This is a genomic window from Streptomyces sp. NPDC059169, from assembly GCF_042755225.1.
Lineage (GTDB): Bacteria > Actinomycetota > Actinomycetes > Streptomycetales > Streptomycetaceae > Streptomyces.
In genome coordinates, this window is sequence record NZ_JBHZCF010000007.1 from 145650 (window position 1) to 169387 (window position 23738).

Genomic DNA, 23738 nt, shown 5'->3' on the forward strand with positions numbered 1-23738 from the left:
GTTGCGCAGTTTTAACACGCTCTTTGGCAAGGGTTTGGTGATGGAGATCACATAACGGTGGGTAGCAATGGAAAGTCCCAGGGGGCGTGACTGGACCGTTATCCGGACAGAGCGTCGTGTTTACCGTGCGCGTCTTCCTGTTGGCTCAGTGTGTTCGCAGTGGGTTTCCGGGGACTCCGGGCACCCATCTGAGCTGCTCAAACGGACTGATGGTCGCGTCGCGGCCCGCTCGGAACCCCCGTTGAGCAGGGAGGATGGCCATGTTGCCGTCGAGCGATGCCTGCGCCCGGCAATCTTTGCGGGCTCAGGCTGCCGTGCTCGGGCAGTGACGCTCCTCACATGAGCAGCCATGATCCCTGCGTCACTTGTCGCAGTCGTGGACCTCTGCTGGTCGTCGATGTGGGCGGCGGTGGCGGCGCGGCGCTTCAGGGTGGTGCCGGCCCCGTGCCGGGCATCGTGCGTCAGCGCCCGCCGGTCGATGCGCTCGGTTTGGCGGACGCGAACGACTCCACGGTCCAGTCCTGGTCGCGCTTCGCGTCCACGGTGCGGAGCACCAGAGGGACCGGGCTGTCCACCCATTCCGGATCCGGGATGAGCGCGGCCGTCGGAGCCGACTTCGGTCGTATCGCACCCGACGGTCCGACGATGAAGGCCATCTTGTCGAGTTTCTCCGGGTTGTCCGAGGAGCAGGGGCGGAGGCCGACTCCAGCTCCGTCGCCGTCCGCCTTGAGGCAGAACGTGGAGTCGTCGAGGTTGTGGAGACGCCCCAGCGCATCCAAGGCCCACCGCTGCGTGATGGCCTCGGTGCACCGGGCCGCCACGGCACCTCCGCGTTTGGAGACCACTCCGTTCTCGACGTCCAGGCACAGCCCGCTGCTCGCGTGCACGATCCGTCCGTAGGCACCCGGCGGTGGTGTGCTGTCCGCTCCGGGCACCGGCTGCGCGGTGCCGGTCGGGGGCTTGCTCGGGGCTGCCGACGTCGGGGGGCGGTCCCCGGCCCGGCCCTGGTCCGCTCGTGTCCCCTCTCCCGCGAGCTGCCCCGCGATGAGCAGAAGGGGAACCGAGACGGCGACCGCCGCCGCGGCGGCAGCGACGACCCTCGTCCGGCGCCTGGGCGGACGCCGTGAGGAGGTGACGCGGCCGGCGGTGCCCTCGTGCTCCGCCGGGCCGGCCTCGGCCTTCTCCCCACGGTCCCACGGGGCTTCGGAGCCCGACGTGTGCCGTTCCCGCGCGACGGCGGACGTGTATGCCGCTCCGTCCCGGATGAGCAGTCCGTGGGCCAGTGCGGTGCGGAAGTCGTCCGAGAGCAGGATCAGTTGCGTCAGCAGGCTCTCGCACGCGAGGCACGAGTCGAGGTGGAGGGCGAGGTCACCGCCGCGCGGGTTCTTGTCGGTGACCGCCGCGGCCTCGATGAGGCGCCGGAAGCCGTTGCAGCGGGTGTCCCCGGCGCGCTCCGCGTGCGCCTGGAGGAAGGCGTCGCGCAGAGCCTGCTGGGCCTTGGCCCGCAGCGCCGGAACGGCAACGGGAGCCACCCCGACGTAGGCGGCGACCCTCTCGTCCGGTTCCTGGTCCACCAGTGAGTACCACAGGACGCCCCTCGCGGGCTCGGGAAGGGCGAAGAAGCCGTTGCGGAGCGCCTGTTTCTCCCCCGATTCCGCCGGCGCCGCCCCGCCCCCACCGGGGGCGTCCGCCCAGGCGAGGAAGGCGGGCCGGAGCAGAGCCCTTCTGCTTCCGCGAGCCCAACTGCGGGCCGCGTCGTGCACATGGGTCAGGACGAAGTCGCGCCAGGTGCCCGAGGGGTCGACACCCGAGCGGGCCGCTTCGACGGTTTGCTCCAGGGCCTCGTGCGTCAGCCGGTCGGCGGCCGTCCGGCCCCGGGTGCACAGCCGTGCGCAGACCGCGGCGTACGGGGCGTGGCGCTGCTTCAGCGCGGTTTCGGCCCCGTGGCCGGCCGGGCCCTGGGAACGTATGCACTCGGCGAGTTCCCTGTCGGTCAGATGGTCGTAGCCACCCTCCCGGGACAGGGTCGTCGGTCCGACCTTCTGCGGCTTCGGCATGGGACCCCTCACTTGCTGCGCCGCTCCGCGCCCGGTGCGCATCGGACGCCGCAGAGAGGCGGTCGTTGCGGGGGAAGGGCGTGAGGTGGCTCAACTCCTCTCCCCCGTAGTGCGGTTTGCAAGCGCTTATTGAATCACCAAGCTGGCCGGCCTGAAGGTGTTTCCCCCGGTAAGCTCCGTGAGCGGAGCGGAATCCTCCGCGTGCCCCGGGGCGCCCCGCGCCGGCCCGGACGAGCATCCGCGGGGCCCCGGCGCAGGTCAGCGCGGGGGCCGGTCCGACAGAGACAACCCTCGAGCGGAGGGGCGGAGTACGGCGCCCCTCGGATAGGCCTGACGGCTCGGGCCACCCGTGTCCCGACCGGACCCACCCCGAGCGTGCCGTCTTTCGACGGTGGTGCGTCCGGGGCAGGACTCAGCTGTGGCGATGAGGAACCAGCGGGCACGCGACGCGGATCAAGGCGATGCCGGCAACGCGACGGCCGGCACCTGTTCACCTCCGGGGCGGTTCGACGGCAGCGGCCGACCGGCGCCCGGCCGCGGGGTGGCGTGCCCGCCAGCGCCTGCGCACCCAGTCACCGGTCTCCCCGATGGCCGCCAGGAGCGCGGCCGAGGCGGCACAGGAAGCCGCGGAGGCGGGCTGGCCCGTGGCTCGGCCCACGAGCCACAGACCGAGGGCCAGCGGCAGCCACCATGCGAGCAGGGATCCGGCGAGCCGCCACGTCCGGCGGGAAGGGCCGCTCACCGGACGGAGATCCGGGCGCGACAGGTGGCGACGGTCGCCAACGTGCAGCCCGAGACGGCCAGCACGCCGCCGAGGACCGTGGCGGTCAGGACGACGGCGGGCGAGGCACCGGCGAGGCGGGGCAACGCGTTGATCGGTGCGACCGCGTACAGGGACAGGAGGGCCAGTCCCCAGGGTCGTGTCGGCACGGCTGTGGAGCGCAGCCGGCGGGGGATCCGGTCGGTGAGCAGGGCGACGGCCACCGGCAGGACGGTGAGGGTGAAGACGGCGAGGGCGGTCCACTGCCAGATCACGGGTCGTCGGTTCCTCTCGCATAAGGCGGGGGTTCTGGTGCGGCGGGCGGCGGCGAGCCCCCTGACACCCTGGCGCGCCGTGCCCCGGCGCGCCGCTCCCTCCAGCGGAGGCGGCACCCCGTGAGCGCGCGGGCGGCCGTCGCGTACCTCCGGGTACGACTGGGACGCGGGCCCTGAGCCGCAGACCGGACTTCCCGGCACACCGCGCGCCGTGGGCGGCGCGTTCCGCGCACACTATCGGCCCGGAGGGTCGGTGCCCAGGGCTGCTTCCGACGAGTGTTCGCGGGCGACGGGACGCCCGCGAACACCGCCCGCGGACCGCTGTCTCCGTTGGGCGGGGGAGAGCGGCCGACCATCGCCGTGGGCCGCTTGGGCGCTCCTCAGAGGTCATGCCTCGGCCAGTCCAGCAGTCGGGCGCCGATGACCGCCGTCTGGAGGGTGTAGCGGTGGACGGGGTCTCCGGGGTCGGCGCCGGTGAGTTGGTGGATGCGTTCGAGCCGGTAGGTCATGGCCCGCACGCTCAGGGAGAGCCGCCGGGCCGCCTCCGCGGCCACGCAACCCGAGTCGAAGTACGCGGTCAGGGTGTCGATCAGCGGCTGGGCTCCGCCGCGAGCGCCCTTGAGGGGGCCGAGGATGCTTCTCACGAGTTCCGCCATGGCCTGCCGGTCGCGGGTGAGCACCGGGTAGACCAGCAGGTCCGAGGCGTGCAGAACGGGGTCCTCCAACCCCATGCGGGCAGCCAGATCGAGGGCGTTCAACGCCTCCTCGTAGGAGTGGACGACGCCGCCCGCTCCCGGGTGGGCCCGGCCGACGGCCGCCCGCCCCCCGTCCGTCGCCGCGTACGCCTGCTTGGCGAAGTAGCCGAGTACATCGGACTGGTCGCCGGGAGCGATGCAGATCAGCCGGCCGTCCTTGGTGGTGAGCAGGATGCGGCGGTCGCCGAAACGGGAGACCAGCGAGGAATCGATCCGTCTGGTGACGGGGGAGCCGTCGTCGTACGGTTCCGCGCCTTCTGCCACGGCGACCGCGTGGGCGTGGGAGAGCAGCAGGCCGAAGCGCTCGGCGCGCTCGGCGAGACGGCCCAGGTCGCTGCGCCCGTAGAGGAGGTCGTCGATGAACTCCCGGCGGGCCGCCTCCTCCTGCCGCACGGCGAGACGCTGGGCCCGGTCATGGCCCTCGGCGAAGGCGTCCACGGCCTGCTCGACGGCGGCCAGGAGGTGGCCGCCCGCGTGCGCGGGCAACTCCGTCCGGACCGTTTGCGCGGCGGCGAGATGGGCCCGCACCAGGGCACGCAGTCCGAGACCGGCCTCTGCAGCCCTCTCACCCTGGCCCCGGAGGGATTGCAGCTCGTCGCGCGTCAGCCTGCGGCCCGTGGCGCAGGCTGACGCGAGGGACTGTTCGTACCCCCGCAGGTATTCGTGCGGGACCTCTTGCTCGGCCATGGACCCTCCCCGTTCTTGGCGTGCCTATGACGACTTCCTGACGCGCGCAGGTCTCAGGGCGGACCTCCCACCCGCGTGCGGCGACCGGCATCAAGGGTACGTAAACATTGCCGGTGGACGGCAATGCGGGCGGCCTGGACGAGCTGTCAGGATTCCATCACGCCGGGGATTTCCGCCGAGAGCGACGGCTTCCTGCCGGGAGCCGGAAAGCTTCCACTCCACACACCTTCGGCGCCGGTCGGTTCACGAGAAAGATGGGGGTAGGACGATGGCCGAGTTCCTGGACGCCGTCGCCGGCTTTCCCACGGTGCTGTTCACGGCAGCGCTCGCGGTCGTCCTCGGCTTCTGGCTCTTGGTGCTCGTCGGAGTCACCGGCCAACACGACTTCGACATCGACGTCGACACCGACGCGCTGAGCCTCGGCGGGGTACCGGTATCCGTGTCCGGGTCGCTTCTGGTCGTCCTCGGCTGGTTCACCAGCCTGACGGGCACGGTGCTGCTCGCCCGCGCGGGTCTGTCCGGTCCCTCGCTCCAACTGCTCCACGTCACACTGCTGTTCGCTTCACTGGCCCTCTCCTGGTGGGTCACCCGGCTTCTCGTGAGGCCGCTGGCGAAGCTGTTCCCCGATGAACCCGCGCCGTCCCGGCAGGACTTCGTCGGACTGACCTGCACCATCCGCACGAGCCGGGTGGACGCGGGCTTCGGCCAGGCGGAAGTCGCCGCCCGGGACGGCTCCACCGCAATCGTCCAGGTGCGCCAGCCCGGATCAGAGGCGCTGGCGCTCGGCAGCACGGGGCTGCTGTACGCCTACGACGACGACGGCGAGTTCTTCTGGGTCGCGCCGTACGACACGGCGCTCGATCCCCGCGGCTGACTCGGCCGCGCTCCTCCTTCGTTCCCACCACTCATCAGGGGATTCCTCATGGATGCCATCTCCATGGGCATCGGTGTGCTCATCGCCGTTGCCCTGCTCATCGCCGTCGCGATGCTGCTCGTGATCAGTCGGCTCTTCCGCAAGGTGGAGCAGGGCAAGGCTCTGATCGTGTCGAAGATGCGGAAGGTCGACGTCACGTTCACCGGGCAGGTCGTCCTGCCCGTGCTGCACAGGGCCGAGGTCATGGACATCTCGGTGAAGACCATCGACATCTCGCGGACCGGCCGGGACGGGCTCATCTGCCGGGACAACATCCGCGCCGACATCCGGATCTCGTTCTTCGTGCGGGTCAACAAGACGGTCGAGGACGTCGTCAAGGTCGCCCAGGCCATCGGCACCGCCCGGGCGAGCGACCAGGCGACGCTTCAGGACCTGTTCAACGCCAAGTTCTCCGAGGCGCTGAAGACGGTCGGCAAGCAGCTCGACTTCACCGATCTCTACACCAAGCGGGACGAGTTCAGGGACCGCATCATCGAGGTCATCGGCACCGACCTGAACGGCTACAGCCTCGAGGACGCCGCGATCGACTACCTGGAGCAGACACCGCTCGCGCAGCTGGACGCCAGCAACATCCTCGACGCCCAGGGCATCCGGAAGATCACCGAGCTCACCGCCGTCGAGCACGTGCGCACCAACGAGTACCAGCGGCACGAGGAGAAGGAGATCACCCGGCAGAACGTCGACGCCCGCGAGGCCATCCTGGAGCTCGAACGCCGACAGGTAGACGCCGAGATCAAGCAGAAGCGGGAGATCGAGACGGTGCGGGCCCGCGAGGAGGCCGAGACCGCGCGGGTGGTGGAGGAAGAGCGGCTGCGAGCGCAGACGGCGTTCCTCAAGACCGAGGAGCAGCTCGGCGTCCAGCGCGAGAACCAGGCCCGCGAGGTCGCCGTCGCCGCGAAGAACCGCGAGCGCGTCATCGCCGTCGAGAACGAGCGCATCGAGAAGGACCGCCAGCTGGAGGTCATCGCCCGGGACCGGGAGACCGAACTGACGCGGATCTCCGCCGAGAAGGAGGTCGAGGCGGAGCGGCGCGACATCGCCGAGGTGATCCGCGAGCGGGTCGCGGTGGATCGCACGGTCGCCGAGCAAGAGGAGTCCATCAAGCGTCTGCGCGCGGTCGAGGAGGCGGAGCGGCAGCGGCAGGCCCTGGTCATCGCCGCCGAGGCGGAGGCACAGGAGCGGCTGGTCAAGGACATCAAGGCCGCGGAGGCCGCCGAGCAGGCAGCCGTTCACCGCGCTGCCGAGGAGCTCACCCTCGCCGAGGCCCGCAACAAGGCCGCCGACATGGACGCCCGCGCCAAGATCCGTCTGGCCGAGGGCATCCAGGCCGAGGCGGCGGCCGAGGGCCTGGCCGCCGTCCAGGTGCGGGAGAAGGAAGCCGACGCCATCGAGAAGGCCGGACGCGCCGAGGCCGAGGCCACCGCGGCCCGGCTGAGGGCCGAGGCCGAAGGAGCCCGGGAGAAGGCGCTCGCGGACGCCACCGCGATCGGCGAGAAGCTCAAGGCCGAGGCCGAGGGGCTGACCGAGAAGGCCGCAGCCATGGCTGCCCTTGACGAGGCGTCCCGCACCCACGAGGAGTACCGACTGCGCCTCGAGGCGGAGAAGGACATCCGCCTCGCCGGACTGGACGTGCAGCGGCACGTCGCCGAAGCGCAGGCAACGGTGCTCGCCACCGGCCTGGAGAGCGCCGACATCAACATCGTCGGCGGCGAGTCCGTCTTCTTCGACCGGCTGGTGTCCTCGATCGCCCTCGGCAAGGGCGTGGACGGCTTCGTGCAGCACTCCGAGACCGCCCAGGCCCTGGCAGGACCCTGGCTGGACGGCTCGGCGTCCTTCACCGACGACCTGACGAAGGTGCTGGGCTCGGTCTCGACCGCCGACGTGCAGAACCTGACGGTCTCCGCGCTGCTGATGAAGCTCATGAAGACGGGCGGGGCTCCCTCCGCGCAGCTGAGCCAGCTGCTCGACAAGGCCGGCGAGCTCGGCCTCGCCGACACCCCGCTCACCGCGCTGAACGGCGCTGCCAAGAACTGACCGCTCGGGGGGAGCGGTCTCGGGTTCCGGAGCCGCCGGACGGGGGTCAGCGGCTCCGGAACCTCAACCACACGTGCGTACGACGGAAGGGAGACGATGGACATGGGCACGGACGCCGTGGACGCCGGTGCCTACGAGGTGCTGCGGGACCGGCTGCGGGCGCAGGCCGCGGAACTGGCCCGACGGGCCGAAGCGCTCAACACGGCCCGGATCACGGAATTCGGCTCCACCGAACTCGCCCTGACCACCACCGGGCGCATCAGGACCACGACGCGCACGGTCGCCCGCGACGTCGTGGCCGTGGGCGAGGTGCTCCTCTTCGGGCACGACCCCGCGGAGGCGCTGTCGCCCGGGACCACGGTGGAGGAAGTCTTCTCGCTGTACGACCGCGACCTGAACCCGCTGCCCCACACGGCAGTGCCCGGTCTCCTGGACGCCGAGGACTTCCGCCGGGAGTTCGGCGCGCTGTGCCGCTACTACCAGGGCGCACGGCTCCACCGCCTCCGCCTGGTGGGCGGCAGGCTCCTCGCGGTCTTCCGCACCGCGGGCGGCTCCCCCTCCGGCGAGCGCGGGGACCAGGCCGAGGACATCCGCGTCCTGCGCTGGGAGCTGGGCGATGGACCGTCCGCGGTGCGGGGCGGTGGGGCCCGATTCCTGGACGCCCGGGGTGAGCGCGACCACGTCCTTCCACCGGCCCAGGAGATCGACTGGACCGGAACCACCCGTGACGACCACGTGCTGGGCCGCCACCCGCACGTCTCCCTGGCCGGCGGTGAGCTCCACGTCACCACGGTTGGCGGTTCACTGACCGTCAAGACCGAGAACGACACCGAGTCCGCGCTGGGTGTCCACAGCGAGCCCGTCGACGAGCCGCTGCAGTCGCTCGCGGACGCGCACGTGGCGTGGGCCCGGGTGGGGGCCCTGATCCTGGCGCGGGTACGCCCCTACAAGGAAGACACCGACCGCCACCTGGTGTTCAACACCCTCACCCGGACGGTGGTCAGGATCGACGCCATCGGCCGGGCGTGCCTCCGTCTGCCCGACGACCAGGGCATCGTCTTCCCCGGCGGCTACTGCCTGAGCACGGGAACCGTGAAGACCTTCGACGCGGACGCACCCGCCGATCTCGCGCTCGAGCGCACCGTGCGTTCCTCCAACGGAGAGGACGTGCTCTACGCCTTCCACTCCCCGGCCGCCGGCCGCAGCCTGCTCCTGTCCTACAACGTGATCCGCAAGGAGACCGCGAGCCCCCTTTCCTGCCGGGGCTACGCCCTCTTCGACGACGGGACCCTCGCCGTGCTGCGCGAGCAGGACGCCGACGGGCCCGCCGCGGTTCACCCGCTGCAGCTGTGGCGGACCCCGTACGCCTCGGACATGCACGCGGCTGCCGTCACGTCCGGCTCGGGTCCCCTCGCCAGGATCGGCAACGCGGACCTTGTGGCCGGTATCTCCGCCTGTCTCGCCGTCGCCCGGCAAGTCTCCGAGACCACGCCGACCGCCGAGATGTACGAGGACCTCGTGGCCGCCTGCGCGCGGACCGCCGACATCCACCACTGGCTGGGCGACGGCGAAGCGGGCGATCTCCGTGCTCCGCTCGAGGAGGTCCGCACCACGGCCGGGCAGGTGCTCGAGGAGTTCCGCACTGTCCAGGACCTCAAGCGGCGGGCGGCCGACGCGGTGGCCGGCGCGGCCGACAGGATCAGCCGTCTGGACCGGCGCATCCGGGGCGAGGCTCCGGCAACGGCCGAGGAGTGGATCACCAGAATCGGTGAACTGCGTGCGTCCCGGGGCAACCTGGAGACCCTGCGCGAGATGCACCACGTCGACGCCGACCGTATCGACGAACTCGTCCGGCAGGTCGACGCGGGGGCCGCCTCCGCCGCTCGGCGTGCCATCGACTTCCTGCGCGGGGACGACGCCTTCGCCGGTCATCGGGCGGACGTCGAACGGCTCACCGCGGAAGCGGCGGCCATCGCCACCGTCGCCGAAGCCAAGCCGGTCGGCGAGCGACTGGACGAGCACGCACTCGGCCTCCGGGCGCTCAGCGAGACCGTCGCCGGCCTGGACATCGCCGATGCCACCGTACGGACCACCGTCCTGGGGCGGATCTCGGACGTGCTCGGCGGGATCAACCGGGCCCGGGCGGCCCTCGACGGGCGCCGCAGGGAACTGCTCGACCGGGAGGGACGGGCCGAGTTCGCCGCCGAACTGACCCTGCTCGGGCAGTCGGTGACCAGCGCCCTGGCCGCGGCCGACACGCCTGAGAGCTGCGATGCACAGCTCGCCCTGCTGGTGCTCCGCCTGGAGGACCTGGAATCCCGCTTCGCCGAGCACGACGACTTCCTGGTCGAGATCGCGGACAAGCGGTCGGAGATCCAGGACGCCCTCTCCGCCCGGCGGCAGGTGCTGCAGGACGCCCGTGTGCGCAGAGCCCAGCGGCTCGCCGAATCGGCGGACCGGGTGCTGGAGACGATCGCACGCCGGGCGTCCTCCCTCGAATCCGCCGACGACGTCACGACGTACTTCACCTCCGACCCGATGGTGGCGAAGGTCCGCCGCACCGCGGAGGAATTGCGCGACCTCGGCGACCAGGTACGAGCCGATGAGCTGGAGAACCGCCTCAAGGCGGCCCGCCAGGAGGCCGGCCGGGCGCTGCGGGACCGCACCGAGCTGTTCACCGACGGCGGTGCCACGATCAGGTTCGGCCGTCACCTCTTCACGGTGAACACCCGGACGCCGGAGCTCGCCCTCCTCCCGGACGAGGACGCCATGGCGTTCGCCCTCACCGGAACCGACTACCGCTCGCCCGTCACCGCACCCGAGTTCGCCGCCACCCGGCCCTACTGGGGGCAGCACCTGCCCTCCGAGAACGACTCCGTCTACCGGGCGGAACACCTCGCCGCCCGCCTGCTCGCCGAACACGGCTCCGACGCCCTCGTGGACGCCGACCTGCCCGCCCTCGCGCGCCGGGCCGCGGAGGGTGCCTACGACGAGGGGTACGAGCGCGGCATCCACGACGAGGACGCGGCCGTGATCCTCGGCGTCCTGCTCCGGCTTGGCCGGAGCGCCGGGCTGCTGCGCCACCCGGCCCGAGCCCGTGCCGCGGCCCAGCTCTTCTGGGCCCATGGGACCACCCCGGACGCGCGGGAGGCATGGACCCGGCAAGCCGTGTCGCTGGTAAAGGCACGGGACACCTTCGGGTCCGCCCCGGCCCTCGACGCACTGCGCGCCGAGATCGGCGGGGCGATGGCCGCCTTCACCGCCCGTACACCGGGCGTCGGCGCAACACCACCCGCGGGCGCCGCCGCGTACCTCATCGAAGAGCTGGCCCGCGGAGGCTCGTTCACGACCGGCCCGTCGGCCCGAGCCCTGCTCGAAGGGGTCCGGCACGCAACCGGGACAGCACCGTACGAGACGGACGTGCACGACCGGCTCACCGCCGGCGACCTTCCGGGTGCCCACCGGATCGTGTCGGGCTGGCTCACCGCCTACGCCGGCGCCCGGGCGGAGGACGTCCACGAAGGCGACCTCGACGAAGCCATCGTGATCGAGTTGTGCCCCGACCTGGCGCGCCACGACGTGGACGCCCCGCTGACCGGTACGGCCGACGGCCTCCTGGGCACGCACCCGCGCATCACGGGCGGCCGGCTCACCGTCCGCCTCGACGAATTCCTGGCCCGTACCACCGACTTCGCCGAGTCCGTAGCGCCCGGCTTCCGCGCTTACCAGAAGCTGCGGAACACCCTCGCCGCGGCGGAGCAGGACCGGCTGCGCCTGGAGGAGCACCGTCCACGGGTGATGTCCACGTTCGTGCGCAACCGCCTGGTCGACGAGGTCTATCTGCCACTGATCGGCGACAACCTGGCCAAGCAGATCGGCGCCGCCGGGGACCGGCGGCGCACCGACAGCAGCGGTCTGCTGTTGCTCCTGTCCCCGCCCGGCTACGGCAAGACCACGCTGATGGAATACGTCGCCGACCGCCTCGGCATGCTCCTCGTCAAGGTCGACGGGCCCGCCCTGGGCCACGGCACCACCTCGCTCGACCCCGCAGCCGCCCCCAACGCCGCCGCCCGCCGCGAGTTGGAGAAGATCGGCTTCGCACTGGAAGCGGGCAGCAACGTGCTGCTGTACCTCGACGACATCCAGCACACCTCGCCCGAACTGCTGCAGAAGTTCATTCCGTTGTGTGATGCCACCCGCACCCTGAACGGCCACGACCTGCGCGGCAAGCGCTTCGCCGTCTGCATGGCCGGTAACCCGTTCACCGAGACCGGCCAGGCCTTCCGCCTCCCGGACATGCTCGCCAACCGCGCCGACGTCTGGAACCTCGGCGATGTCCTGACCGGCAAGGAGGAGGCCTTCGCCACCAGTTTCATCGAGAACGCCCTCACCTCGAACCCGGTCCTGGCCCCCCTGGCCGACCGCGACCGTGCCGACCTGGAGACGCTGATCCACCTTGCCGAGGGGCGTCCCGACGCCCGACGGGAGCGGCTCACGCACGCGTACGCCCCGGCGGAGCTGGACCGTGTCCTCGCCGTGCTCCGCCATCTGCTCACCGTCCGGGAGACGGTCCTCGCGGTCAACCGCGCGTACGTCGACTCGGCGGCGCAGGCCGAGGCCGACAGCACCGAGCCGCCCTTCAGACTCCAGGGCTCGTACCGCAACATGAACAAGATCGCGCAGCGCCTCGTGCCCGTCATGAACGACGCCGAACTCGCCGCGGTCATCGAGGACCACTACGCGGCGGAAGCCCGGACCCTGACCACCGCTGCCGAAGCGAATCTGCTCAAGCTCGCCCAGTTGCGGGGGACGCTCACCCCCACTCAGGCCGCCCGCTGGACGGAGATCACGTCCGCGTACGCGCGCCGTCAGGCTCTGGGCGGTTCCGAGGACGATCCCGTCACGCGCGCGGTCGCGGCCCTGGGGATGCTCGCCGACAGGGTGGCGGACGTGGAGTCCGCCATCGTGCGGGCGGTCGGCCCCTTCCCTGCGGTCGTGACGTACCAGCCGCGTCACGCTGCTCCGAACGGCACCGTGGGGAGAGGAGACGGCTGAGTGCGGCGGCCGAGTGCGGCGTTCCCGCGGCTCAGCCCCCCTTCGGTACGGAGGCGTCCGCCCAGCCGAGGGGGTGCAGGCTGCTGTCCGCCGCGGTGACGGCCGGTTCGCCGCCCGCCTCGTTGAACGCGGTGAGGGCCCCGACCAGCGCGGTCCGCTGCTCGGGGGCGATGCGCTGCACGATCGCGGCGATCTCGTGCTGCCGCCGGGCGGTGACGTCCTCGACGAGGTTGCGGCCCTCGTCCGTGAGCTGCAGGACGGTCTCGCGCCGGTTGCCGGGGTTGGTGTGCCGGTCGGCGAGCCCGGCGGCGATCAGCCGGTCGATCATGCGCATCGCCGTGGAGGGATTGACACCGAGCCGGTCGGCGAGGACGACGAGCTTGGCGGGGCCCTGGGTGGACAGCACCACCAGCAGCCGGAACTGCGGCAGTGTGACCCGCTCCTCGACGGCGGCCAGGGACCTGGCGGACACCGCCACCAGGAGCCGGGACGCGGTCAGCACGGCACGGGTCACGGCTTCGACGTCGTCGTCGACGTCGCCGATGTGCTGAGGGGACTGCCTCCTGTCGGCCATGCCTCTTTTCTACCGTGTCCCGCCGCCCCGGCGGTTCTCAGCCCCGCGGAACCCGGTCGAGCCCGGACCCGTTCCACGCGGGTCCCCTGCTCCGCCCCTCGTCGACCGGGCGGGCTGGGCGGGGCATCCCGCCGTACACGGTTCCCCGGGTGTCGCCCTACGACGACATGCCTCCCACGGCATCGCGTCGTCAGTCGTGGTACCGCAGGAGCAGCATGGCCGCATCGTCGTGGAGCGGTCCCTCGACGTGCCGCACCAAGTCCCCGCGCAGCGCCCGAAGGGCACACTCCGGGTCCGGGTCGGTCAGGAGGGCGGTCCGTTCGCCCAGGGGGTAGAAGCGGTCTGCGTGGTCGCGTGCCTCGGACACGCCGTCCGTGTACAGCAGTATCTGATCGCCGGGTCGGAAACCCTCGGCGTACGGTTCCGGACCGTTCGTGCCGTGTATCCCGAGACCGAGCGGCAGGGCGTAGCCGGGAGGTTCGGCGAAGCGCGCCGCTCCGTCGGTGCGCACGATCACCGGTGCCGGATGGCCGTAGTTGAGCAGCGTCACCTTCCCGTCGTGACCGACCTCGGCCAGGATCGCCGTCACGAACTTCTCCCCCCGCAACTCCCGGTCGGCCACCCGCTCCAAGCGCGCCCCGACACCTGCCAGGTCGGGCTCGTCGTGCGCAGCCTCCCGGAAGGCGCCCAGGACGAGGGCCGCCGTCTCCACCGCGTCCAGCCCCTTGCCCTGCACGTCGCCCACGATCACCCGGACTCCTTGGGGTGCGGCCACGACCTCGTACAGGTCACCGCCGATGCGAGCCTCGGCGACCGCGGAGGTGTACGAAACCCCCACGCGCAAATGCCCGGCGCTGCGCGGAACGGGTCGCAGCAGCACCCGCTGGGCCACCTCTGCGATGGAGCGGACGCTGGCCAGCTCCGTCTCCCGACGCTGCCGCATCACCGCGGCCACGAGACCTGCGGCCGTGACGCCCGTCACCGATGCCAGCGCGGTGTAGCCGCGGCGGCCCGGCATCTGTCCGTCGTAGGTGCCGAGGACCAGGCACAGGATGAGGGCGAGCCCTCCGATGAAGGCCGTCCGGCGCCAGCCGCCCGCGAGTCCGGCGAAGGCCGGTCCGAGGGAGACCAGCGGGAGAAGGCCCACCGAGGGACCTGCGACGACGTCGATGGTTCCCACGACCGCCATGACGGCGTAGGGCAGGGCGGACAGCAGGGTGAAGCGCTGTGGCGTCTCTTCGGCCAATGCAGGCCTCCGCGGTATGCCAGGCGGTGCGCGCGGCGTGGAGCCGGGGCCCCGGCACCGCGTCACGGACCCCCGAAGCTTTAGCCTATGCAAAGCTTACCCTTGCGAATAATTTTCACGGATCCCGTTACCGAACCGCTGCCGGGCTCGGCGCGAGAGGACCGGAGGTGCACCATGGAAACGCCGGACACGGAGCCGCATCGGCGCGAGCCGCCGACCGGCTGGGCGCGCCTGGCCGCCCGACTGCCCATCCACATGTACCGGTGCGGTCTCGGCTTCCTGTTCGGACGGAGGATGCTGCTCCTCATCCACACCGGCCGGCTGTCCGGTGCCACGCGTCGCGTGGTCCTCGAGGTCGTCGAGTACGAACCCGATTCCGGCGCCTGGACGGTGGCCTCTGGCTTCGGCCCGACGGCCCAGTGGTACCGCAACCTGCAGCACGTTCCGCAGGCCACCATCCAGGTCGGGCGGCGCTACCACGCCGTCACCGCCCGCTTCCTGCCCGCCGAGGACGGTTCGCGCATCATGGCCGGGTACGCGGAAGCCCATCCCCGTACTGCCGCGCGGTTGTGCGCCTACCTCGGCTTGCCGGGCGACGGCACCCAGGTGGGGTACCGGGCGGCCGGGGAACAGATCCCCTTCGTGCGGCTGGAGCCCAGCCCCGCCCGCGGCGAGACGCAGCCGCGGCGGCCCGAGGAACGAAGGTGACCGGGACGGCTCCGGATCGGCCGCGGACACGTCACAACCACCGGTGAACGGACCGACGTCCACATCCGTACCTCCCACTGCGCGCCGTGCCAGCCGCCACAACCAGTTCCCGACGACATAGAGCAGTTCTCCATGCCGAACCGGGAGGCATCCATGCGTCCGAACCGACGCGCAGTCCAGTCCAGCGTCTCGATGAAAGCCGTCGCGATCATTGCGGCCGTCTGCGCAGCCGTGGTGGCCGTGCTGGTCGTGGTCCGGGGGAGCGACGACAAGGCTTCTGCCGCACCCGCGGGCGTCGCTGCACAGGACGGCTACGGACAGTCCGCGAGCGCGGGTTACGGGCACTCCGACTCCGGCCATTCGACGAGCGCCGGATCGACCGACGGCGAACAGACCCAGCCCTCCGGCCCCCAGCCGACGACCGAAGTGGACAAGGTCTTCCTGGTGAAGGTGAGGCAGGCGGGCCTGTGGGAGATCCCGGCGGGGCACCTGGCCCAGACGCACGCTTCCAGCGAGGCGGTCAAGCGGGCGGGCCTGCACCTGATCGACGGGCACAGCAAGCTCGACCAGCTGGTCCGCGAGGACGCGAAGATCCTTGGCGTCCCGCTGCCCAACGAGGCGACCGCAGAGCAGCAGGGCTGGGTGAAGCAGATGGAGAACGCGCAGGGGGCGGAGTTCGACCGGCTCTTCGCCAACCTCCTGCGCGCCTCGCACGGAAAGATCTTCGCCACGATCGGTGAGGTGCGGGCCGCCACCCAGAACGACCTCATCCGCCGGCACGCGCGGCAGGCCAACCAGACCGTGCTGGACCACCTGGAGGTCCTGGAGGACACGGGGCTCGTGGACGCCGCGACCTTCCAGGACGTCGAGAAGACCGTGGCGCCGAAGTAACCGCCGGCTCCAACGGGCCCTGCAGCCTTGCGCCGTCATGGTGGCGCAGTCGTCGTACCGCGATACCCGGCCCGGCCGAATCCCTCCGCGCGAAGGCGCCGCCGGCGCGGGCTCGCTGACGCGGAGGGTGAGGCCACGACCGGGACGGCGGGATTCTGCTCCCGCCGGTCCGGTCGGCGTCGGGGCGGCCACGCCGGGCGTTCACCCGGGCGGGGGCCGGTGCGTGGTCCGTACACACCCGGCATGCCTAGGTTCGGGTCATGGACACTCACCGCAGCCCTGGCGGGCAGAGCCACGGAACCGCGACCGACGACGTGGCCCACCTCCTGGTGCGCTGCCTGGAAGCCGAGGGCGTGGGTTACGTCTTCGGGATCCCGGGCGAGGAGAACATCCGCTTCGTCGACGCCCTGACCGGCTCGACCATCCGGTACGTCCTGGTTCGCCACGAGCAGGGCGCCTCCTTCATGGCGGAGATCTACGGGCGGCTCACCGGCAAGGCGGGGGTGTGCTCGGCCACCTTGGGCCCCGGTGCGATCAACCTGGCGCTCGGCGCCGCGGACGCGATGACGAACAGCACCCCGCTGGTGGCCCTGGCCGCGCAGGGTTCGCTGGGGCGGGTCCACAAGGAGTCGCACCAGGTCATCGACCTGGTCTCCATGTTCGCGCCGGTCACTCAGTGGTCGGCGCGCGTGCAGGCTCCCGGGGCGGTGCCCGAGATGGTGCGCAGGGTGTTCAAGACGGCGCAGAGCGAGCGTCCCGGAGCGGTCTTCCTCGCGGTTCCCGAGGACGTCGAGGCCGCGCGCACCGAGACGCGGCTCGCTCCCCTGGAGGTCGACACGGTCTACGCGGACGCTCCTTCGCCGTCACAGGTCGCCCGTGCCGCGGAGGTCGTCGCGGCGGCGCAGCATCCGGTGGTGCTCGCCGGCCACGGCGCCGCCAGGGCGGGCGCGTCCGCGGCCCTCCTGCGATTCGCCGAACGACTGAACGTCCCGGTGGCGACGACCTTCCACGGGAAGGGCGTCTTCCCGGACGACCACGCCAACGCGCTCGGCGCGGTGGGCTTCATGCGCCATGACTACGCCAACTTCGGATTTGACTCGGCCGACGTCCTGATCTGCGTGGGTTACGAGATCCAGGAGTTCGATCCCGTGAAAATCAACCCGGATGGCGACAAGCGCATCGTCCACCTGCACCGCTTCCCCGCCGAAGTGGACGCCCACTACCCGGTCGCCGTGGGCGTCGAAGGTGATCTGTCCCTGGGGCTGGATGCGCTGGCAGCGGCGCTTCCCGACGGCCTCGCCTTCGAAGTGGGGGCCGGTGGACGCATCCGCTCCCTGCTCGCCGAGGAGCTCGACTACGGCCGGACCAATGACGCCTGGCCCCTCGTGCCGCAGCGCGTGGTGGCCGATGTGCGGGCCGCGCTCGGCAGGGAGGACATCGTCCTCGCCGATACCGGCGCGGGGAAGATGTGGATGGCCCGGCTCTATCCGACCTACGCGCCGGACACCTGTCTGGTGTCCAACGGCCTTTCGACCATGGGCTTCGCCCTGCCCGGTGCGATCGCGGCCAAGCTCGCCCGTCCGGAGCGCCGGGTGCTGGCCATGATGGGGGACGGCTCGTTCCTGATGAACTCACAGGAGCTGGAGACGGCCGTCCGCGAACGCGTCCCCCTGGTCGTGCTCGTCCTGGTCGACGAGGAGTACGGCCTGATCACCTGGAAGATGGAGCTCGAACTCGAGCGCCACAGCCACACCCGTTTCACCAATCCCGACTTCGTCGCCTACGCGGAGAGCTTCGGCGCGCGCGGCCACCGGATCGAGGCGGCCGCCGAACTCCTTCCGACGCTGCGGCGTGCGCTGGACCACGACGGTGTCTCCGTGATCGCCTGTCCGGTCGACTACTCCGAGAACCTGCGGCTCACCGATCGGCTCGGTGAGCTCCACGGGCCCTTCTAGGGCCGACGGAGCCCTGCCGTCCGACAGCGGCCACGGAGCGAGGCGTCCTCCCGTCGTCGATCCGTACCGCAACCCCGGGGCGACAGCGGGAACGGAAGCCAGCCGTGGCGCCCGTTGGCGCCGTTTGGTGCCATCCGGTGCCATCCGGTGTCATGGGGGTCGGTAGAGCGTGCCTGATGTCCTTCTGTGTCGGCGCGCCCTCGCCTTGTTTCTGCAGGTCGGGAGGGTGTGTCGAGCCGGGGTGCACCAGGGTGGCATGACGGGCTTGCGTATGGCGCCATAGTGATGCCATTATGGCGCTATGGATCTCACCCCCTATGTCGACACCCTCCGCCGTGAGCTCGCGGTAGCCGCCGCAGCCGGCGGGGAAGACGCCCGTGAGCTGGCCGAGAGGCTCACCGCTCCGCTGGAGTCGGCGACCCGGCTGACCATGCTCAACGTGCTTTCCGCCGCAATGGACGAGATCACCCGTGAGCTCGCACCCGGCTCGGTCGACGTACGGCTGCGCGGCCTCGACCCCGACTTCGTGGTGACACCGCCGCCCACCGACGGCGGTGCACCCGCGGAGCCGGCTGCATCCGTCGAACCGCTCAGGCCCCCGGCCCCCGCCGAGGGCGACGACGGCGGCACCGCCCGCGTCAACCTGCGCCTGCCCGCCCACCTCAAGGCCCTCGCCGAGGAGGCCGCGGGCCGCGAGGGGCTGTCGGTCAACGCGTGGCTGGTGCGTGCCGTGTCGGCAGCGGTCGACGGCGGAACGCGGCCCCGTGCGACCGAGAAGACCCGCACCGTCGGACAGAGCATCACGGGCTGGGTGCGCTAGCCGCCCCGCCCCCGCACCACTTCACCCACACCACGTCCCACCAGCGGGACGTCCCACGGATCCAAGAGGACGGGACAACCATGCCTTCTTTCGACACCCCCGAACCGATTTCGGCCACGGCACACGTGGAAGCCGGTTCCCTCCAGTTCAGCGCGGGCGATCGCCTCGACACCGTCGTCGAGGTGCGGCCACGTGACCCGAAGAAGGACCAGGACGTGCGGGCAGCCAGCCAGACCGAGGTCACCTGTGCGAGCGGCGCACTGGCCGTCAGGACCCCCAAGTCCAACATGTTCGGCCGCACGGGCACGGTCGACGTGACGATCGAACTGCCCACGGGCTCCAACGTCGACATGACCGGCGCCTGGGTCCAGGTGCTCGGCGAGGGCCGGCTCGGCGAGGTCCGCGTGAAGACCTCGTCCGGCGACGTCCGCCTCGACGCGACCGGCCCGCTGAAGCTGACCGCCTCGCACGGCTCGATCACCGTGGACCGGGTCGAGGGCCCGGCCGAGATCGCCACCAGCTCGGGCAGTCTGCGTATCGGTCTCGTCGACGGTCACGCCGTCCTGAAGAACTCGCACGGCACCACGACCGTCGGCGCCGCGACCGGCGAGCTGCGGGTGAGCGGCGCAAACGGCGACATCGAAATCAGGCACGCCGGGGACTCGGTCACCGCGACCACCGCGCACGGCACCGTGCGCGTAGGAGAAGTGTCCCGCGGCACGGTCCAGTTGGAGACCTCCTACGGCGCCATCGAGGTCGGCGTCCGCGAGGGCACCGCCGCCTGGCTCGACGTCAGCTCGGGTTCGGGCCAGGTGCGCAACACGCTCGCGCCCTCCGAGACCCCGGAGGGAGAGGAGGAAACCGTCAAGATCCGCGCCCGCACCCGGCATGGCAACGTCGACATCCTCCGGGCCAAGCCCTGAGCGCCACGTCCGCACAGCCGCCCCGCATCCCCCGTCCCAGCCTTCGAACGGAGGGCGCCATGCGCGCTTCTGTCATGCCCATGCCTGAGAAAAAGGGCTCCGCATCGTCCGTCGCCGTCTCCACCGCCGGCCTGCGCAAGTCGTACGGCGACAAGACCGTGCTCGACGGCGTCGATCTGCACATCCCCGCCGGCTCGGTCTTCGCCCTGCTCGGCCCGAACGGCGCGGGCAAGACCACCACCGTGCAGATCCTGTCCACCCTCATCGGCGCCGACGGCGGGCAGGTCCGGGTAGCGGGTCACGACCTCGCCACCGAACCGCAGGCCGTGCGCGCCGCGATCGGCGTCACCGGGCAGTTCTCCGCGGTGGACGGTTTGATCACCGGGGAGGAGAACATGCTCCTCATGGCGGACCTGCACCATCTCCCCAAGCGGGAGGGACGGCAGGTCGCCGCCGAGCTGCTGGAGCGCTTCGACCTCGCCGAGGCCGCCAAGAGACCCGCCTCCACCTACTCCGGCGGTATGAAGCGCCGTCTGGACATCGCCATGACCCTGGTCGGCAACCCGCGCATCATCTTCCTCGACGAGCCGACCACCGGTCTCGACCCGCGCTCCCGGCGCACCATGTGGCAGATCGTCCGCGAACTCGTCACGGGCGGCGTCACCGTCTTCCTCACCACCCAGTACTTGGAGGAGGCCGACGAGCTCGCCGACCGCATCGCCGTGCTCAATGCCGGCAGGATCGCCGCCCAGGGCACCGCCGAGGAACTGAAACGGCTGGTCCCCGGCGGGCACGTCCGGCTCCGCTTCACCGACCCGGCCGCGTACCAGAGCGCCGCCCACGTACTGCGCGCGGCAACCCGGGACGACGAATCCCTCGCGCTGCAGATCCCCGGCGACGGCAGCCAACGCGAGCTGCGCTCCGTCCTGGACCGGCTGGACTCGGCAGGCATCGAGGCCGACGAACTGACCGTGCACACCCCCGACCTCGACGACGTCTTCTTCGCCCTGACCGGCGGCACCGACATCCCCGACCACCCCCAGGAGGCCGTCCGATGAGCTCCCTCTCCCTCGCCGTGCGCGACTCCTCCACGATGCTGCGCCGCAACCTCCTGCACGCCCGGCGCTACCCGTCCCTCACCCTGAACCTGCTGCTGACCCCGATCATGCTGCTGCTGCTCTTCGTCTACGTCTTCGGTGACGTGATGAGCACGGGCATGGGCGGCGGTGACCGCTCCGCCTACGTCGCCTACGTCGTGCCGGGCCTCCTGCTGATGACCATCGGCAGCACCGTGGTCGGCACCGCGGTCTCCGTCTCCAACGACATGACCGAGGGCATCATCGCCCGGTTCCGCACGATGGCGATCCACCGCGGGTCCGTGCTCATCGGACACGTCGTCGGCAGCGTGTTGCGGTCGCTCACCGGCGTGGTCCTCGTCGGCGCCGTCGCCGTGGCCATCGGCTTCCGCTCCACCGGTGCCACCGTCCTGGAGTGGCTCGCAGCCTTCGGGCTGCTCGTGCTCTTCGCCGTCGCGCTCACCTGGATCGCGGTCGGTATGGGCCTGGTCAGCCCGAACGCCGAGGCCGCCAGCAACAACGCGCTGCCGCTGATCCTGCTGCCGCTGCTCTCCAGTGCCTTCGTCCCGGTCGACGCGATGCCGGGCTGGTTCCAGCCGATCGCCGAGTACCAGCCGTTCACACCGGCCATCGAGACCCTGCGCGGCCTGCTGCTGGGCACCGGGATCGGCAACAACGGATGGCTGACCGTCACCTGGTGTCTCGCTCTCTCCGCGCTCGGCTACTTCTGGGCGAAGACGACCTTCCACCGCGATCCCCGCTAGCCGGGACGAGCGGGACGCCTTCCCGGGGGCGGCGCGCACCTCCCGCCACCCGCCCCACCCGGGAGCGGCGCACACCGGCACCCCGCCGGCGTGCGCCGCCCGTCCGGCGTCCCCGGCCGCCGGCCGGGGCCCGGGTCAGTTGAAACGGCGACCGCATCGGGGTCGGTGGCCCGGTCAGTGCGGGATCGTGGCCGTACCGGGTGCCGCTTCCGGCCAGACGAGCAGGACCGGGCAGGGCGCGTGGTCGACGACGAAGCGCCCGGCGGGCCCGAGGCTGCGGGGCCCGAGGTGGCTGCGGTCCCCGTCGCGCGCGACGACGAGCAGGTCGGCACCCTCGGCGGCGGCCACGACCTCCCGTTCGGGGCGTCCCGCACGCTCCCGCCGGCTGCAGGGTCGTCCCAGCCGCTCCGCGGCAGCGGCCAGGAGCTCTGCGGCGGAGTCCGCGGCCAGGTGTTCCAGGGCGGTGCCGGGGTCGCGGTCGGGTCGGGCACGGCCGAAGAGCGCGGCGTAGGCGCCGTGCGCCGCGGCGGGCACCTCGGCCCCGCTGACGTGCAGCAGGACGATGTCGGCGTCTTCGGGCGCGTGGGCGCGTGCGGCGTCGACACAGGCGGGCCAGGTCCCTTCGACGATCCAGGCGATGACGGTCATGGTGGTCACCCTCCGATCACGTGGAGCGAGGCCCACAGTGCCACCACCGAGCCGAGGAGCGTGGTGGGCACGGCGAGCAGGCCGAGACGGGTGAACTCGCCCAGCTGCACGTCGCTGTCGTGTTCCCGGACGATGCGCCGCCAGAGCAGGGTCGCCAGCGATCCCGCGTACGTGAGGTTGGGGCCGATGTTCACCCCCAGCAGCACGGCGAGCACGGCGCCGGGTCCGCTGGGGGCGGTCAGCGGCAACAGCACCAGGACGGCGGGCAGGTTGTTGATGAGGTTCGCCAGTACGGCGGCCAGCGCTGCGACGGCCAGCAGGGTCGGTAGGCCCGTACCGGTCGGCACGAGGTGGCCCAGCAGCCCGGCGAGGCCGTTGTCGACGACGGCCCGGACCACGATCCCCAGTGCCAGGACGAAAGCGCAGAACGGCAGGCTCGCAGAGCGGACGACCGCGACCGGGGTGGTGCGTCCCGCGGTCAGGGCACGGCCGGCCAGTACGGCGGCACCCGCCGCGGCCGCCCAGGCCGGATTGACCCCGAGGGCGGAGGTCACGACGAAGCCCGCCAACGTGCAGCCCAGCGTAGCGAGGGCGAACACCGGCACCTCGCGGGGACCGGGCAGCTGCGGGGCCCGGGCACCGGCGTCCAGGTCCGTGGCGAAGAACCGGCGGATCACGAGGTACTCGATGCCGATGGCGACCAGCCAGGGCAGGGCCATCAGGGCGGCGAAGCGGGTGAACCCCAGACCGCTGGCAGCGAAGGCGAGCAGGTTGGTGAGGTTCGAGACCGGCAGCAGCAGTGAGGCGGTGTTCGACAGGTGGGTGCAGGCGTAGACGTGCGGTTTCGGACGGGCGCCGAGCCGGGTGGCGGTCGCGAACACCACGGGCGTCAGCAGCACCACCGTGGCGTCGAGACTCAGGACCGCGGTGATCAGGGAGGCGGCTGCGAACACGTGCACCAGCAGCCGGTGCGGGCTCCCCGCAGCCGTGCGCGCCATCCATCCGCCGCAGGCCTGGAACAGGCCCTCGTCGTCGCACAGTTGGGCGAGGACGAGGACGGCTGCCAGAAACCCGATCACGGGCCCCAGGCGCGCTGCTTCGTCCGCCGCGTGATCCGGTGAGATCGCGCCGGTGGCGATGACGATCCCGGCAGCCGGGACGGCGACGACGGCTTCCGGCCAGCCCCACGGGCGCACCACCGCGCCGGCCAGTACGGCCAGGAGCAGGACGAGGGAGAGTGCTTCTGCGAACGAGGCGTTCAGGGCGGGGACCTTTCCGGAGCGCCGGCCGCTGCGGCCGAGGACCGAGCCGGGTCTGAAGTCGTATCGGCGCGGCGACGTCGACACCCTTCCTACCCCCGCGCGGCACCGGGGAGCGGCACGGCTCGGGTCGCTGCGGCCGTCCGGGCGTGGCGCGACCACCCGCCTGCTCGCCACCGCCGGTCGCGTGCCCTGCTGATCGAGTGGGCCGCGCTGCCCCTGCTCCCCTTCCGCGCGCCCTCCGCGGCTGCGGTTTCCCGGAGAAACAGAATCCGCATGTCCGTACGCTTCCGACTCGCTTCCACCGGACGCCGACG

General features: G+C 71.6%; 18 protein-coding genes. 10 read left to right on the forward strand and 8 right to left on the reverse strand.

Going from position 1 to position 23738, the window contains the following annotated elements; all coding sequences use genetic code 11:
- Positions 1–461 precede the first annotated feature (461 nt).
- From ACFXOM_RS15455 to ACFXOM_RS15470, 4 genes are all read right to left on the reverse strand, one after another.
- Positions 462–2057, reverse strand: a complete 1596-nt coding sequence (locus ACFXOM_RS15455) for a ricin-type beta-trefoil lectin domain protein (protein WP_384929493.1) — start codon at positions 2055–2057, stop codon at positions 462–464.
- A gap of 490 nt (positions 2058–2547) precedes the next feature.
- The gene (locus ACFXOM_RS15460; RefSeq protein WP_384929491.1) at positions 2548–2799 is read right to left on the reverse strand and encodes a hypothetical protein; all 252 of its coding nucleotides are present in this window, start codon (positions 2797–2799) and stop codon (positions 2548–2550) included.
- Positions 2796–3092, reverse strand: coding sequence for a hypothetical protein (locus ACFXOM_RS15465; RefSeq protein WP_384929489.1), 297 nt, complete (start codon positions 3090–3092; stop codon positions 2796–2798). Before ACFXOM_RS15465 ends, ACFXOM_RS15460 begins: the two co-directional genes overlap by 4 nt.
- Positions 3093–3472: 380 nt before the next feature.
- Positions 3473–4534 carry a PucR family transcriptional regulator gene (locus ACFXOM_RS15470; protein WP_384929486.1) on the reverse strand — a complete coding sequence of 354 codons (1062 nt, stop codon included), beginning with the start codon at positions 4532–4534 and terminating at the stop codon, positions 3473–3475.
- Positions 4535–4802: 268 nt separating this feature from the next.
- Here ACFXOM_RS15470 and ACFXOM_RS15475 point away from each other — a divergent pair, with 268 nt between their 5' ends.
- The 3 genes from ACFXOM_RS15475 (at position 4803) to ACFXOM_RS15485 (ending at position 12557) form a co-directional block, all read left to right on the forward strand.
- On the forward strand, positions 4803–5408 hold the full coding sequence (locus ACFXOM_RS15475; RefSeq protein ID WP_384929483.1) for a hypothetical protein: 606 nt from the start codon (positions 4803–4805) through the stop codon (positions 5406–5408).
- Between the two features lie 48 nt (positions 5409–5456).
- Positions 5457–7502 (forward strand): SPFH domain-containing protein, encoded by a 2046-nt coding sequence (locus ACFXOM_RS15480; protein WP_384929480.1) that lies wholly within the window; start codon positions 5457–5459, stop codon positions 7500–7502.
- Between the two features lie 96 nt (positions 7503–7598).
- Complete coding sequence (locus ACFXOM_RS15485; protein WP_384944029.1) at positions 7599–12557, forward strand: DNA repair ATPase; 4959 nt, start codon at positions 7599–7601, stop codon at positions 12555–12557.
- A 31-nt stretch (positions 12558–12588) separates the two neighbouring features.
- On the opposite strand, the gene ACFXOM_RS15490 is transcribed toward ACFXOM_RS15485, so the two are convergent.
- Positions 12589–13131: a MarR family winged helix-turn-helix transcriptional regulator gene (locus tag ACFXOM_RS15490; RefSeq protein WP_384929475.1), complete on the reverse strand. Its 543-nt coding sequence runs from the start codon at positions 13129–13131 to the stop codon at positions 12589–12591.
- A 190-nt stretch (positions 13132–13321) separates the two neighbouring features.
- On the reverse strand, positions 13322–14320 hold the full coding sequence (locus ACFXOM_RS15495) for a PP2C family protein-serine/threonine phosphatase (RefSeq protein ID WP_384929698.1): 999 nt from the start codon (positions 14318–14320) through the stop codon (positions 13322–13324).
- 231 nt (positions 14321–14551) lie between these two features.
- On the opposite strand from ACFXOM_RS15495, the gene ACFXOM_RS15500 reads away from it, so the two are divergent.
- The 7 genes from ACFXOM_RS15500 (at position 14552) to ACFXOM_RS15530 (ending at position 21514) form a co-directional block, all read left to right on the forward strand.
- Positions 14552–15085 (forward strand): nitroreductase family deazaflavin-dependent oxidoreductase, encoded by a 534-nt coding sequence (locus tag ACFXOM_RS15500; protein WP_384929472.1) that lies wholly within the window; start codon positions 14552–14554, stop codon positions 15083–15085.
- Between the two features lie 153 nt (positions 15086–15238).
- Positions 15239–15976 carry a DUF4142 domain-containing protein gene (locus ACFXOM_RS15505; protein WP_384929469.1) on the forward strand — a complete coding sequence of 246 codons (738 nt, stop codon included), beginning with the start codon at positions 15239–15241 and terminating at the stop codon, positions 15974–15976.
- Positions 15977–16236: 260 nt separating this feature from the next.
- Positions 16237–17931 carry an acetolactate synthase large subunit gene (locus tag ACFXOM_RS15510; RefSeq protein ID WP_385038133.1) on the forward strand — a complete coding sequence of 565 codons (1695 nt, stop codon included), beginning with the start codon at positions 16237–16239 and terminating at the stop codon, positions 17929–17931.
- A gap of 301 nt (positions 17932–18232) precedes the next feature.
- Entirely contained in the window at positions 18233–18751 is a 519-nt protein-coding gene (locus ACFXOM_RS15515; protein WP_384929463.1) for a hypothetical protein, read from the forward strand.
- 80 nt (positions 18752–18831) lie between these two features.
- The gene (locus ACFXOM_RS15520; protein WP_384929461.1) at positions 18832–19674 is read left to right on the forward strand and encodes a DUF4097 domain-containing protein; all 843 of its coding nucleotides are present in this window, start codon (positions 18832–18834) and stop codon (positions 19672–19674) included.
- A gap of 80 nt (positions 19675–19754) precedes the next feature.
- A complete protein-coding gene (locus tag ACFXOM_RS15525; protein ID WP_385038135.1) occupies positions 19755–20732 on the forward strand; it encodes an ATP-binding cassette domain-containing protein in 978 nt (325 codons plus the stop codon).
- Positions 20729–21514, forward strand: coding sequence for an ABC transporter permease (locus ACFXOM_RS15530; RefSeq protein ID WP_384929455.1), 786 nt, complete (start codon positions 20729–20731; stop codon positions 21512–21514). Before ACFXOM_RS15525 ends, ACFXOM_RS15530 begins: the two co-directional genes overlap by 4 nt.
- A gap of 174 nt (positions 21515–21688) precedes the next feature.
- Here the strand turns inward: ACFXOM_RS15530 and ACFXOM_RS15535 are convergent, their stop codons facing one another.
- Positions 21689–22162, reverse strand: a complete 474-nt coding sequence (locus ACFXOM_RS15535) for a universal stress protein (RefSeq protein WP_384929451.1) — start codon at positions 22160–22162, stop codon at positions 21689–21691.
- A gap of 5 nt (positions 22163–22167) precedes the next feature.
- Positions 22168–23424: an SLC13 family permease gene (locus ACFXOM_RS15540; protein ID WP_384929695.1), complete on the reverse strand. Its 1257-nt coding sequence runs from the start codon at positions 23422–23424 to the stop codon at positions 22168–22170.
- Positions 23425–23738 lie beyond the last annotated feature (314 nt).

Coding starts and splice junctions, on each gene's coding strand:
- ACFXOM_RS15530 (WP_384929455.1), top strand. CDS start 20,729: ATGAGCTCCCTCTCCCTCGCCGTGCGCGACTCCTCCACGATGCTGCGC.
- ACFXOM_RS15535 (WP_384929451.1), bottom strand. CDS start 22,162: ATGACCGTCATCGCCTGGATCGTCGAAGGGACCTGGCCCGCCTGTGTC.
- ACFXOM_RS15485 (WP_384944029.1), top strand. CDS start 7,599: ATGGACATGGGCACGGACGCCGTGGACGCCGGTGCCTACGAGGTGCTG.
- ACFXOM_RS15525 (WP_385038135.1), top strand. CDS start 19,755: ATGCCTGAGAAAAAGGGCTCCGCATCGTCCGTCGCCGTCTCCACCGCC.
- ACFXOM_RS15510 (WP_385038133.1), top strand. CDS start 16,237: ATGGACACTCACCGCAGCCCTGGCGGGCAGAGCCACGGAACCGCGACC.
- ACFXOM_RS15475 (WP_384929483.1), top strand. CDS start 4,803: ATGGCCGAGTTCCTGGACGCCGTCGCCGGCTTTCCCACGGTGCTGTTC.
- ACFXOM_RS15515 (WP_384929463.1), top strand. CDS start 18,233: ATGGATCTCACCCCCTATGTCGACACCCTCCGCCGTGAGCTCGCGGTA.
- ACFXOM_RS15520 (WP_384929461.1), top strand. CDS start 18,832: ATGCCTTCTTTCGACACCCCCGAACCGATTTCGGCCACGGCACACGTG.
- ACFXOM_RS15500 (WP_384929472.1), top strand. CDS start 14,552: ATGGAAACGCCGGACACGGAGCCGCATCGGCGCGAGCCGCCGACCGGC.
- ACFXOM_RS15455 (WP_384929493.1), bottom strand. CDS start 2,057: ATGCCGAAGCCGCAGAAGGTCGGACCGACGACCCTGTCCCGGGAGGGT.
- ACFXOM_RS15470 (WP_384929486.1), bottom strand. CDS start 4,534: ATGGCCGAGCAAGAGGTCCCGCACGAATACCTGCGGGGGTACGAACAG.
- ACFXOM_RS15505 (WP_384929469.1), top strand. CDS start 15,239: ATGCGTCCGAACCGACGCGCAGTCCAGTCCAGCGTCTCGATGAAAGCC.
- ACFXOM_RS15480 (WP_384929480.1), top strand. CDS start 5,457: ATGGATGCCATCTCCATGGGCATCGGTGTGCTCATCGCCGTTGCCCTG.
- ACFXOM_RS15495 (WP_384929698.1), bottom strand. CDS start 14,320: ATGGCGGTCGTGGGAACCATCGACGTCGTCGCAGGTCCCTCGGTGGGC.
- ACFXOM_RS15490 (WP_384929475.1), bottom strand. CDS start 13,131: ATGGCCGACAGGAGGCAGTCCCCTCAGCACATCGGCGACGTCGACGAC.